Annotated in this window: 11 protein-coding genes; 4 read left to right on the top strand and 7 right to left on the bottom strand. The window is 62.2% G+C overall.

Annotated elements, in window-relative coordinates; all coding sequences use genetic code 11:
• Positions 1 to 55: 55 nt before the first annotated feature.
• From NKH30_RS22960 to NKH30_RS22945, 4 genes are all read right to left on the bottom strand, one after another.
• Entirely contained in the window at positions 56 to 514 is a 459-nt protein-coding gene (locus NKH30_RS22960; RefSeq protein ID WP_352997189.1) for a carboxymuconolactone decarboxylase family protein, read from the bottom strand.
• Between the two features lie 13 nt (positions 515 to 527).
• Positions 528 to 1,046 (bottom strand): RrF2 family transcriptional regulator, encoded by a 519-nt coding sequence (locus tag NKH30_RS22955; RefSeq protein WP_352453193.1) that lies wholly within the window; start codon positions 1,044 to 1,046, stop codon positions 528 to 530.
• Positions 1,047 to 1,146: 100 nt separating this feature from the next.
• Positions 1,147 to 2,460: an NAD-dependent dihydropyrimidine dehydrogenase subunit PreA gene (gene preA, locus NKH30_RS22950; protein ID WP_352927827.1), complete on the bottom strand. Its 1,314-nt coding sequence runs from the start codon at positions 2,458 to 2,460 to the stop codon at positions 1,147 to 1,149.
• A gap of 2 nt (positions 2,461 to 2,462) precedes the next feature.
• A complete protein-coding gene (locus NKH30_RS22945; protein WP_352819133.1) occupies positions 2,463 to 3,827 on the bottom strand; it encodes an NAD(P)-dependent oxidoreductase in 1,365 nt (454 codons plus the stop codon).
• 220 nt (positions 3,828 to 4,047) lie between these two features.
• Here NKH30_RS22945 and NKH30_RS22940 point away from each other — a divergent pair, with 220 nt between their 5' ends.
• The 3 genes from NKH30_RS22940 (at position 4,048) to NKH30_RS22930 (ending at position 6,102) form a co-directional block, all read left to right on the top strand.
• On the top strand, positions 4,048 to 4,497 hold the full coding sequence (locus tag NKH30_RS22940) for a cupredoxin domain-containing protein (RefSeq protein ID WP_352771312.1): 450 nt from the start codon (positions 4,048 to 4,050) through the stop codon (positions 4,495 to 4,497).
• A 279-nt stretch (positions 4,498 to 4,776) separates the two neighbouring features.
• Complete coding sequence (locus NKH30_RS22935) at positions 4,777 to 5,553, top strand: VOC family protein (RefSeq protein ID WP_352997187.1); 777 nt, start codon at positions 4,777 to 4,779, stop codon at positions 5,551 to 5,553.
• 156 nt (positions 5,554 to 5,709) lie between these two features.
• Entirely contained in the window at positions 5,710 to 6,102 is a 393-nt protein-coding gene (locus tag NKH30_RS22930) for a DoxX family protein (protein ID WP_352684720.1), read from the top strand.
• Between the two features lie 20 nt (positions 6,103 to 6,122).
• On the opposite strand, the gene NKH30_RS22925 is transcribed toward NKH30_RS22930, so the two are convergent.
• The 3 genes from NKH30_RS22925 to NKH30_RS22915 all read right to left on the bottom strand — a co-directional run bounded on the left by NKH30_RS22925 (position 6,123) and on the right by NKH30_RS22915 (position 11,144).
• Positions 6,123 to 6,929 (bottom strand): class I SAM-dependent methyltransferase, encoded by an 807-nt coding sequence (locus NKH30_RS22925; protein WP_352473532.1) that lies wholly within the window; start codon positions 6,927 to 6,929, stop codon positions 6,123 to 6,125.
• Positions 6,930 to 7,080: 151 nt separating this feature from the next.
• On the bottom strand, positions 7,081 to 9,522 hold the full coding sequence (locus NKH30_RS22920; protein WP_352997185.1) for a GcvT family protein: 2,442 nt from the start codon (positions 9,520 to 9,522) through the stop codon (positions 7,081 to 7,083).
• 83 nt (positions 9,523 to 9,605) lie between these two features.
• Positions 9,606 to 11,144 (bottom strand): trimethylamine methyltransferase family protein, encoded by a 1,539-nt coding sequence (locus NKH30_RS22915; RefSeq protein ID WP_352997183.1) that lies wholly within the window; start codon positions 11,142 to 11,144, stop codon positions 9,606 to 9,608.
• Between the two features lie 218 nt (positions 11,145 to 11,362).
• Between NKH30_RS22915 and NKH30_RS22910 the strand changes: the two genes are divergently transcribed.
• Entirely contained in the window at positions 11,363 to 11,953 is a 591-nt protein-coding gene (locus tag NKH30_RS22910) for a transglycosylase SLT domain-containing protein (RefSeq protein WP_352779134.1), read from the top strand.
• Positions 11,954 to 11,968 lie beyond the last annotated feature (15 nt).

Here is an 11,968-nt window from a genome sequence, read left to right as displayed (position 1 = left end):
GTGGGTGGGCTTCTTCCACTCGGGCGCGCCCCCCCCCGCCCCCCGCGCCTGGTCCTCAAGCGGCCATGACCGCTGGCATCGGATGGATTGCATGGAACGGAACGCAAAGCCGGTTCCAGGTGTTGATCATGCCGAGCGCAACCGACAGCTTGACCAGCTCCTGTTCCGAGAAATGCTCAAGCGTCCTTGCATAGAGTTCGTCCGAAACACCGTTGTCGGCGATCCTGGTCAGCGCGTCGGTCCAGGCCAAGGCCGCGCGTTCGCGCTCTGAAAACAGCGGCGATTCCTTCCAGGCGGAGACGAGATAGAGCCGCTGCTCGCTTTCGCCGTCGCGGCGCGCTTCGCGGCTATGCATCTCGACGCAATACGAGCAGCCGTTGATCTGCGACGCCCTGAGCTTGATCAGATGCAACAGGCTTTTTTCGAGCCCGCATTCGTCGACTGCCTTGTTGAGCGCCGACACCGCCTTCATGATCTCCGGCGCCGCGCCGAAAAATTGCAGCCTCTGTTTCATCGTCTGTAGCCTTTCATGCTTGCTTGGTTGAACTTGATTTCTGCGGCCGCCGATGGCGCTCGACGAAGGCGCAGTTCGCGGCGACCGAACGGGGATCGGCATCGGCCGTGTATTCTGCAACGATGTCGGACAGCCGGGCGTCGGCGAGCGCGGCGCGATAGGCACGCTCGGCCTTCAGCATGGCTACGTTGATGCCGCAGGGTTTGACATAGACCGAGGCATCGAGCTTCGCTGGGCCGCGCTGGCGGATTTCGGCGCAGCGGAACGCCGGTTCACGCCCCTCGACGGCCAGCACGATATCGAGCAGCGTTATGCGTTCCGCCGGCCGCGCCAGCCGGTAGCCGCCGGACGGCCCCGGCACTGATTCCAGAATGCCGGACGCAGTCAGCGCGTTGAGATGCTTAAGCAGATAGCTCGGCGACAGCCCGAACGCCTCGGCCATGGCAGCACCTGGCAAGGTCGCGGCGCCATCAACGCCGGCGAGCATCGCGGCGCAGTGGATGGCCGCTTCGACGCCTTCGCCCAGCTTCATTTCGCTCTCCTGTTCATGGATATAGATTATCTTGGATATCTTTTATCCGCAATAGGAAAGTCAAAAAGCGGCGCCCATGGACGCCGCTTTTTTCGCAATGCTATTCCGCCGCCACCTTGGCCATCGGATTGTTGGGATGCGTCGTCCAGTTGGCATAGATCGGCGACACTGGCCTACCAGTGCGCTCGTCGATCGCGCCAACCGCCAGTGGCTCCATGGTGATGCAGTTCTCGACCGGGCAGACGTTGACGCAGAGATTGCAGCCGACGCATTCGGCTTCGATCACCTCGAAATGCCTGACGCCGTCGACGATTGCGGTGATCGCCTGGTGCGAGGTGTCCTCGCAGGCGATGTGGCAGCGGCCGCATTTGATGCAGGCCTCCTGGTCGATATGCGCCTTTGCGATGTAGTTGAGGTTGAGATACTGCCAGTCGGTGACGTTGGGAGTGGCGCGGCCAATGATGTCGTCGAGCGAGGCATGGCCCTTCTCGTCCATCCAGTTTTCCAGGCCGGCGATCATCTCCTGCACGATCTTGAAGCCATAGGTCATCGCCGCCGTGCACACCTGCACATTGCCGGCGCCAAGCGCCATGAACTCGGCGGCGTCGCGCCAGGTGGTGATGCCTCCGATACCGGAGATCGGCAGGCCCTTCGTTTCCGGGTCGCGCGCGATCTCGGCCACCATGTTCATGGCGATCGGCTTCACCGCCGGGCCGCAATAGCCGCCATGCGAACCCTTGCCGTCAATCGTCGGCTCCGGTGCGAAATTGTCGAGATTGACGCCGGTGATCGAATTGATGGTGTTGATCAGCGACACCGCGTCGGTGCCGCCGGCAAGCGCAGCGCGTGCCGGCTTGCGTATGTCGGTGATGTTGGGCGTCAGCTTGGTGATGACAGGCATGCGGGTGTTGGCCTTGCACCAGCGCACCACCATTTCGATGTACTCCGGCACCTGGCCGACCGCCGCACCCATGCCGCGTTCCGACATGCCATGCGGGCAGCCGAAATTGAGTTCGATGCCGTCAGCGCCGGTCTCCTCGACTACCGGCAGGATGGCCTTCCAGGCATGCTCATCGCAAGGCACCATCAGCGAGACGACGATCGCCCGGTCGGGCCAGTCCATCTTGACCTGCTTGATCTCGCGCAGATTGACCTGCAGGTCGCGGTCGGTGATCAGCTCGATGTTGTTGAGGCCGAGCAGACGACGGTCGGCGCCCCAGATCGCGCCGTAGCGCGGACCGTTGACGTTGACCACCGGCGGGCCCTCTTCGCCGAGCGTCTTCCATACCACGCCGCCCCAGCCCGCCTTGAAGGCGCGAATGACGTTGTAGGCCTTGTCGGTCGGCGGCGCCGAAGCCAGCCAGAACGGGTTCGGCGACTTGATGCCGACGAAATTGTTGCGGATGTCTGCCATGCTCATGCCCTCCCGTTCGAGGTCAGTGCCCGATGAATGCTCTCCGCCGCATCGCGGCCTTGCGCGACGGCTGAAACAGTCAGGTCGTCGCCGCCGAAAATGCAGTCGCCGCCAGCCCAGACATTGGCCAGCGAGGTGCGCCCTTCCGCATCGACCTTGATGCGGCCGGCTTCCAGCGCGACCTCCGCACCGCTGCCGTTGAGCGCAGCCGGGACAAAGCTCTGGCCGATCGCCTTGAACACCTGATCGGCGACGAGCGTCAGCCGCTCGCCGGTGCCGACGAGCCTGTCGCTGTCCATCGCGGTGTATTCGAGCTCGATCGCCGACACCTTGCCGGCATCGGCAATGACCCGCTTCGGCTGCAACCAGTGCCGGATGATGACGCCGTTGGCGGCAGCCAGATCCTGCTCGAATTCGGAGGCATTCATGTGCTCCGGGCCGCGCCGATAGCAGATCGTCACCTCTTCGGCTCCGAGCAGCTTCGATTGCACCGCCGCGTCGATCGCCGTCATGCCGCCGCCGATGACGACAACACGCCGGCCGACCGGCAGGCTGGCCAGATCACTGGCCTGACGAAGCTCGGCAATGAACTCGACGGCATTGGTGACGCCTTGCGCCTCCTCGCCATCCGCTCGCAAGGCATTGACGCCGGCAAGCCCCATGCCGAGGAACACCGCATCGTAATTCCTGGTCAGGTCCGACAGCTGGTAATCTCGGCCGAGCGCCTTGCCGTTCTGGATGTCGATGCCGCCGATCGACGTGACATAGTCGACTTCGGCCTGGGCAAAATTGTCGACGCTTTTATAGGCGGCGATACCGTACTCATTGAGGCCGCCAGGCTTCGGCCGGGCTTCCAGGATGGTCACGTCGTGGCCGTGGCGGGCAAGCCGATGCGCGGCCGCAAGCCCGGCCGGTCCGGCGCCGACCACGGCGACCGTCTTGCCGGTCGGTTCGGAGCGCTTGTAGAACTGCTTGTTTTCGGCCATAGCGACATCGGTGGCGTAGCGCTGGAGGCGACCAATCTGCACTGGCTTGCCTTCGGCCACCTCCCGCACGCAGACTTCTTCGCATAGCGTCTCGGTCGGGCAGACGCGGGCGCACATGCCGCCCAAAATGTTCTGGTCAAAAATAGTCTTGGCTGAGCCGATCGGATTGCCCGTCGAAATCTGGCGGATGAACAGCGGGATGTCGATCGAGGTCGGACACGCATTCATGCAAGGCGCGTCATAGCAGAAATAGCAGCGGTCGGACTCGACCAGCGCCTCGTGATGATCGAGTGGCGGGTGCAGGTCGGCGAAATTGTCGGCATATTGGTCCGGCGAGAGCCGCCCGCCGGCAATGCCTTGCTTGAACTGGCCTTCTGGCATCGTCAGTTCCCCATGTTCTTGTTTTGGGGAAGGCTAGCACGTTTTGTTTTTTTATCAATTGGTCAATTTTCGGCGCAAACCGCTGAAACCTCTCGATAAAAATATGATAAATGCACTCATGTTTTTGAGCGCCGTCCGTTGCGCCTCAATGGATGCGGCGCCCAGAATTGGCTACCAGTGGCGACAAGCTGTTCGAAAGCGCTTACGGGGCGGTAGGCGCTTGAGCATCGTGCGCGATTTTCAAACATTGGAGAAGGTGATGGACATTGTTCAGGAGGCGGTTCAGCGGTGGGAGCCTGTGGAAGAATTACCGCTGGCTGCCTGTCAGGTGTGGCGTCTGAAATCCGACAACTACTTTGAATTGGCCGTCGAAGGCGACTTCTTCATCGGGGCATCCGAACGAACCCTGAAGATCAACTTCCACGGAGTGCTAGCACTTTCGGCTCATGACGACATGTTGGGAGTGACCCATGTCAGCGCTAGCAGCTCAATCCCGTTGATTGGCTCTGGCGGGCAAGCCTCCTACAGATGGCCCCTCCTCCGAGTCGAGAACTCGCACTGGTTGCGATCAATACCCGGGCCGACAGACGACTGTTCGCATTTCCTATTGCTCAGTCTCGAATGCACGGTAGAGGTGATTGCTCGTGAAGCCATAGCTGCTTGGATCTGACCCCTCGCTTCGCACCACGCCTTCCGCAACCATTCCGGGCAGCGGGATAGGCTTTAGACTGGGATGGTCCGCTCTGGTCAGGGAAGTGAGCGACATCCGGCGCATGGATCAACAACCCCTCGTTGACTGCGACCAAAGTCGAAAACCGCAGGGCGCGCAACTCGGTAACATTTCCAATTTGCCGTCATCTTTTTTGGTTGGCTGTCGGATTTTCGTCGTGAAGATCGTCCTAGAATGGAATCGCGCATGATCGATGTACAAACCGCAAGGAGCACGACAATGCCACAGTCCCCGATGCCCTTCTTCTGGTACGAGCTGATGACCACCGATCTCGACGCCGCCGAGGCGTTTTACACCTCCGTGGTGGGCTGGAGGGGGCAGCCTTTCGAAGGGGCCCAGGGTATGCCGCGCTATATCGTCATGAATGTCGGCGAGCGCGGCGTCGGTGGGTTGATGACGCTGCCCGATGACGCGCGCAGGATGGGCATGCCGCCGGCCTGGGTCGGTTATATCCTCACCAGGGACGTCGATGCCGCAACGGCCTCCCTCAAGAAGGCTGGTGGCGCGGTTCACCGCGAGCCCGACGACATTCCTGGCGTCGGCCGCTTCGCCGTCGTTGCAGACCCGCAAGGTGCGATGTTCAACTTCCTGCAGCCCAGCGGCCCCGACCAGCCGCCGCTATCGTTGGCGACCCCCGGCAACATCGGCTGGCATGAGCTCTACACGTCAGACTGGAAGGCGGCGTTCGATTTCTATTCCAGCCAGTTCGGCTGGGAGAAGGGCGACGCCATGGATATGGGTCCGATGGGCGTCTACCAGCTTTTCGCCTTCGGCGGCGAGCCCGTTGGCGGCATGATGAACAAGCCCGAGCAGATCCCGGCGCCGGTCTGGCAGTTCTATTTCAACGTGCCCGGCATCGACGCGGCAGCCAAGCGCGTCACCGACAATGGCGGCAAGATCCTGATGGGTCCGATGGAGGTCCCCGGCGGCAGCTGGATCGTACAGTGCACGGATCCGCAAGGCGCCCATTTCGCGCTAATGGCACCGACGCGGTAACAGGCCGCGCCAATTGCGGGGCCGCCATCGTGCGGCCCCAAGGCTGCAGCACGCCTCACGACTCACTCACCGACAGTTGAATGAAGGCCGGACTATGTGAATGGTCCGGCCTTTGGCGATGACCTATGGCCGGGCTAGGTGAAAATGGAGTCGTAGATGAAGCTTTTCGAAGGCCTCGCCGGATATCAACCGTTCGCCCTTGCCGCCTTGCGCATCATGACGGCGCTGCAGTTCATTGAGCACGGCACCCAGAAACTGTTCAATTTCCCCGTCGGCGACCATGCCGGCACCATGAGCGGGCTATCGCTGACCGCGGCCATCCTGGAATTCGGAGGCGGCATCCTGCTGGTATTGGGGCTTTTCACCAGGCCGGTGGCATTCCTTCTCAGCGGCGAGATGGCGATCGCCTATTTCATGGCGCACATGCCGCAGAGCTTCTTCCCGGTCAACAATGGCGGCGATGCCGCGATCTCCTTCTGCTTCATCTTCTTCTATCTGGTATTCGCCGGCCCCGGCGCCCTGGCACTGGACAACCGCAAAACATCGTAGCCGGGCGGATCAGCGCGCGCTCAGGCCGACTTGCGCGCAATCAGGCCCGCGAAGGCGATGAACCCGAAGAACTCTCCGGCTTCGACACGCCGGCGCGCCTCGTGCTTCAGCCCGTCGCCAAGCGCCTTGTCGAGTCGCTTCCAGCCGGCCAGAATATCGGCGCCGCGATCGACCAGAGTCAGCATGTAGTCGGGCGCGGCAATTTGGGCGTAGCCGTAGCTGTCGAATTTTTCGACGACAAAGCCCGCCGATTTCGCCAGCAGCGGCAGCCGGCGCGTCAGCCAGCGGTCATTCACCAGCGCCGCCATTGCGGCATCCACGCAATCCTGCAGCGGATCATGATCGCCGATGGCGACCGTCGTCGTCGCGTAATCGCCGTCGAAGATCGCCAGGCAGCCGCCTGGGCGAAGCACGCGCAACGATTCCGTCAGGGCCTTTTCGGGACCGGGCACATGGGTCAGGCAGGTATGGAAGATGACCACATCGAACGAGTTGTCCTCGTGCGGCAGCGACCTGGCATCCCCTTCGACGAAGTTCAGGTTGGGGATATCCGCGGCAAGCTCGCGCGCCTTCGCCAGAAATATCGGCGACGGATCGAGCCCAACAACCTCGTTCACCCCCGGCCAGCGCGCAAGCTCGCGACTGATCGGTCCCGAGCCGCAGCCGCCTTCGAGGACGCGTGCCCTTTCCGGAAAATCGATCGAGGAGAAAAACGAGTGGCGGATTGCCTTCTGGCGCGGGTCTGCGGCCCGCAACTCCATCGCGTTGATAAGAACCGCGACAACAGCCGGATCAGCGGTTGTGATCTGCGCATACACATCGGGCATGGTGGACCTCCGAAGCAATTGCCCAGCCTTCCGCCGCAGCTCGACAATAAAACCAAAGGTCACCGCGCGAAAGAATTTTCACTATCGCGAAATCGTCCTCCCCCTTTCATCGTGCCACCGGCACGGCGACTTCGCCATGCCACTCGGTTCCTCAACCGCGCATCCGCTCGAAATTGGCGTCGAACAGCGGTGTCTGCTGCATACGTGCGGCGTAACGCTTGCCCAATAGCTCGATCTCGAAACCGTTGGCCTCATCGGCGATCTCTTTCGGCACGTAACCGATGGCGACGGACTTTTTTGAATGATGCGCGTAGCCACCCGACGTGACCCAGCCGCGCACGGCACCGCCATACCAGATTGGCTCGTCGCCGATGACGTCGGCATCGGCAGCATCGACGACAAAGGCCCGCAACCGCAGTCTGCCGCCTTGCTTGCGCTCTGCCAGTGCTGCCTGCTTGCCGATGAAATCGGCCTCTTTGCCATAGGCGACGAAGCGGTCGAGGCCGGCCTCCAGCGGCCCATAGATCGGCCGGTATTCGCGCGCCCATGAGCCGTAATTCTTCTCGAGCCGCAGCGCATTGAGCGCGCGCGAGCCGAACAGGCCGATGCCGAATTCCTCGCCCGCCGCCATCAGCGCCTGATAGGCGGCACGCTGATATTCCGGCGCCACCCAGATTTCGTAGCCGAGGTCGCCGGTGTAGCTGACGCGCCCGACCAGGCACGGTGCCATGCCGATATCCATCCTGCTGATGGCCATGAACGGAAAGGCCGTATTCGACACGTCAGATCGTGTGACCTTTTCAAGAAGGTTCCGCGCGCTCGGTCCGGCGATCGACAGGCCGGTGAGTTTTGCTCCCAGCGCCTCGATGCTAACAGAGCCGTCCTTCGGCAGATGCGCTTCGAACCAGCGCATGTGGTACTGCTCGGCGACACCGCTGCCGGCCAGGAACCAATCCTTGCTTGCAGAATTTGGACCGCCGAGATTGGCCAGCGTGAAATCGCCGATCAACCTGCCGTCTTCCTTCAGCATCGGCGCCAGCGTCATGCGGCCGGGCCTTGGCAATTTGCACGCGAGCATACTGTCGAGCCAGGTTGCTGCGCCCTCACCGGTCACTCTGTATTTGGCGAATGACGAGATTTCCGACAGACCAACGCGTTGCCGAACCGTCTCCACTTCTTTCGCGACATGCTCGAAGTCGCTCGAGCGGCGCCAGGAGAATTCGTCCTTGACCCCTTCGGGCGCATACCACAGCGGCACTTCCAGCCCATAGGCGACGCCCCATTGCGCGCCCTCGGCCGACAACAGACCATAGACCGGCGTCGTCTTGAGCGGTCGCCCAGCCGGCAGTTCCTCGTTCGGGAAGCGGATCGAAAACCGCCGCGAATAATTCTCGCGCACCTTGGCGTTGGTATAGGCCATCGTGGCCCAGTCACCGTAGCGTGACACATCCATCGCCCAGATGTCGGCGCCGGGATCGCCCTCGATCATCCAGTTCGACAGCGCCAGGCCGACGCCGCCGCCCTGCGAGAATCCCGCCATGACACCACAGGCCACCCAGAACCCCGGCAGGCCGCGCACCGGCCCGACCAGCGGATTGCCGTCCGGCGCGAAGGTGAAGGGTCCGTTGATGATCTGCTTGATGCCGGTGTTCTGGAACGCCGGGAAATGCCGGAAGCCAACCTCCAGCGACGGTGCGATGCGGTCGATATCGGGCTCCAGCAGTTCGTGGCCGAAATTCCATGGCGTCTGGAATTCGGACCATGGCTTGTTGGCCTTTTCATAAGTGCCCATCAGCATGCCGCCGCGTTCCTGGCGCAGATAGAGCTCGCCGTCGAAGTCGACCGCATGGATGATCTCCGTGCCGGTCTTCTGGTTCCAGGCGGCGACCTCCGGCATGTCCTCGGTGATCAGGTACATGTGCTCCATCGCCAGCACCGGCAGCTCCAGCCCGACCATGCGGCCGACCTCACGCGCCCACAGGCCGCCGGCATTGACGACATATTCGGCCACAACCTCGCCCTTGTTGGTGATGACGCGCCACAACCCGTCGGCGCGCCGCACAATGTCCTCGACCTTGGTGAAACGCTCGACCTCGGCACCAAGCTTCCTCGCCGCCTTGGCGTAGGCGTGGGTAACGCCGGACGGGTCGAGATGACCGTCCTCCTTGTTGCGCACGGCACCGACGAACTGCTTGGGAACGAGCAACGGCATCAGCTCGGCCGCCTCATCAGGCGATATCTCCTCGAGTTCGATGCCGAGATAGCGGCCCTTGGCGACGACGCCGCGCAGCCAGTCGAGCCGCGCCTCCGTCGCTGCCAGCAAGACGCCGCCAGTCAAATGCACGCCGGTCGCCTGGCCGGACAGTTCCTCGATCTCCTTGTAGAGCGAGATTGTGTATTTCTGCAGCTTGGCGACATTGGGATCGCCATTGATCGTGTGCATGCCGCCGGCGGCATGCCAGGTCGAGCCGGAGGTTAATTCATCGCGCTCCAGAAGCACGATGTCTGTCCAGCCGTGCCGGGCCAGATGGAACAGCACGGAGCACCCGACAACGCCACCGCCGATAACAACGACCTTTGCATGCGATTTCATGGGATTCTCGTCGTTTCAAAGAGTTGGATGGGTTTCATGATTCTGGAGGAGAAGAGAATGAAGCCGAACAAGACGAGCGGCGCTTAAGGCTCGCCCACCCCGATCGCTTCCTTGCGCTTGGCCACGTACGCCTCAAGCGCCTCGCGTCTGGAGATTTCCATCACCGGCTCGACATAGTCCTCCAGCGCCTTCTTCCACAGCCTCGTCGCTCGCGCCGTGGCGTCTAGCCCACCAGCTTCCTGCCAAGCCTCGAAATTCTGCCAGTTGGACAGCATCGGCTGGTAGAAGGCCGTGGCGTAGCGCTCCAGCGTGTGCGGCTCGCCGAAGAAGTGGCCGCCGGTCGGAACCGCACCCAGAGCCTCGACGGCAAGCTCGGCCTCGTTGACCTCGATCGGGCGCAAAAACTCCATCATGTGCTGGATCATCTCGACGTCGATGATGAACTTTTCGAACGACGCTGTCAGTCCGCCCTCTTGCCAGCCGGCGGCATGGTAGACGAGGTTGCCATGGCCGAGCACCGCGCCCCACAGCGCCATCAGCGTCTCATAGGCGCCTTGCGCGTCGGCGGCATTGGAAGCCGAGCCCGGCGTTGTGCGATAAGGCAGGTTGTAACGCCGCGCCAACTGTCCGGACGCGATATTCGCCTTGGTATTTTCAGGCGTGCCGAACGCCGGCGCTCCCGATTTCATATCGACATTGGAGGTGAAGGCGCCATACATCACCGGCGCGCCGGGGCGGACGAGCTGCGTCAGCACCACGCCGAACAGCGCCTCGGCATTCTGCTGGGCGAGCGCGCCGGCAAGCGTCACCGGGCTCATCGCTCCCATCAGCGTGAATGGCGTTACCGCCACCGACTGGCCGAACTCGGCCATCGTCATCAGCCCCTCGGCCATCATCTCGTCGAAGCGGCGCGGCGAATTGACCGAAATGATCGTGGTGACGCCGGGATCGTGGCGCATCTCATCAAGCGTCAGTCCGCGCGCGATTGCCATCATTTCGATGCCGTCGAGCGCCCTGCCGCGGCCGATGGCCGAGACGTGAAAGCTTTTGTCGGTCAGTGTCAGATTGGCGAAATAGGTGTCGAGATGACGGGAATTCGCCGGCAATTCTACCGGCGCGCAGACCTGGTTGCCTAGCATGTGGATGCAGTTGAAATGCTGCGCCAGCCGGACGAGATCGGAATAATCGCGCAAATTGCCGGCACGGCGGCCGCGCTCCATGTCGTGCACATTCGGCGGCCCGGCGACGAGCGTGAAGTTGATGGTATTGCCGCCGAGGTGGACGGCATGGGCGGGATTGCGCGGCGTCAGCGTATAACTGGACTGCGTCGTCTTCAGCGCTTCCTCGATCATGCCGCGATCGATGCGGACGTTCATCGTGGCATGATCGACCTTGGCCCCGGCCTTCTCGAACAGCGACAGCGCCCGCGGGCTCATCACCTCGATGCCGAAATTCTCCAGGATATGCATCGACGCCTGGTGGATCGCCTCGATCTGGTCGGCCGAGAGCATCGCCATCGGCGGATAAGGATTTGTCACCCGCCTGAGCGGCAGTTGCGGGATGGCGGTCGGTCCCCTGTTGCTGGTTCGCTCGGCGCCGCGCTTGCGTCTTGGTTCGCTCATGCCGCGCATCAAAGCGCCGGCACGAGGATCGAGCTGTCAAGAATCCGCCACCTGCGGGCGTGATTTTAGCCAAGGCGGCATTCCGGGAATTTCACATCGGTAAAAGCGACAACAAACGTCGGAATGTTTATACCTGCTCAGTGTCGGCCAAAGCGGCCGATGAGCCGTTAAGGAAGACAGCAAGATTCCTTTTATGTTTTCGGCCTAATGCTCTTCCGATGCGTAGGTCGAGTTTTAGTAAAATTATAGCGATTGCCGCGCCGCTGGCGCTTTCGGCCTGCGCGACGCCACCGAACCATATCAACGATGTGTGCGCCGTTTTCGACCAGAATGACGGCTGGTTCGACAATTGGCAGGCGGCGGCACAACGGACCGAGCAGAAATACGGTGTGCCGGTTCCCGTGCTGATGGCGACGGTGCGCAAGGAATCCGGCTTCAAGAGCAACGCAAGGCCGCCGCGCACCAAGCTGCTGGGCTTCATTCCCTGGAAACATATCTCCAGCGCCACCGGCTTCTCGCAGGCGCTCGACGGCACCTGGGCGCAATACCAGAACGAGACCGGCAGCTGGGCGGCGCGCCGCACCAGGTTTGCCGATGCCGTCGATTTCGTCGGCTGGTATCATTCCAAGACCGCCGAGACCCTCGGCGTCGCCCGCAACGACACCTACAATCTGTATCTCGCCTACTATCTCGGCTGGAATGCCTATAAGCGCGGCAATCGCGGCGACGCCGACGTGCAGCGCTATGCGCATGCCACCGAACAGATGGCGCAGGACTACGCCGCGCAGCTACGGCAATGCGCGCCCTAGTCTAGCCTATTAACG

Source organism: Mesorhizobium sp. M1273 (assembly GCF_040318195.1).
Classification (GTDB): Bacteria; Pseudomonadota; Alphaproteobacteria; order Rhizobiales; family Rhizobiaceae; genus Mesorhizobium.
This window is presented reverse-complemented; position numbering and strand designations above follow the sequence as displayed.

Coding starts and splice junctions, on each gene's coding strand:
- NKH30_RS22960 (WP_352997189.1), bottom strand. CDS start 514: ATGAAACAGAGGCTGCAATTTTTCGGCGCGGCGCCGGAGATCATGAAG.
- NKH30_RS22955 (WP_352453193.1), bottom strand. CDS start 1,046: ATGAAGCTGGGCGAAGGCGTCGAAGCGGCCATCCACTGCGCCGCGATG.
- preA (WP_352927827.1), bottom strand. CDS start 2,460: ATGGCAGACATCCGCAACAATTTCGTCGGCATCAAGTCGCCGAACCCG.
- NKH30_RS22945 (WP_352819133.1), bottom strand. CDS start 3,827: ATGCCAGAAGGCCAGTTCAAGCAAGGCATTGCCGGCGGGCGGCTCTCG.
- NKH30_RS22935 (WP_352997187.1), top strand. CDS start 4,777: ATGCCACAGTCCCCGATGCCCTTCTTCTGGTACGAGCTGATGACCACC.
- NKH30_RS22930 (WP_352684720.1), top strand. CDS start 5,710: ATGAAGCTTTTCGAAGGCCTCGCCGGATATCAACCGTTCGCCCTTGCC.
- NKH30_RS22925 (WP_352473532.1), bottom strand. CDS start 6,929: ATGCCCGATGTGTATGCGCAGATCACAACCGCTGATCCGGCTGTTGTC.
- NKH30_RS22920 (WP_352997185.1), bottom strand. CDS start 9,522: ATGAAATCGCATGCAAAGGTCGTTGTTATCGGCGGTGGCGTTGTCGGG.
- NKH30_RS22915 (WP_352997183.1), bottom strand. CDS start 11,144: ATGAGCGAACCAAGACGCAAGCGCGGCGCCGAGCGAACCAGCAACAGG.
- NKH30_RS22910 (WP_352779134.1), top strand. CDS start 11,363: ATGCGTAGGTCGAGTTTTAGTAAAATTATAGCGATTGCCGCGCCGCTG.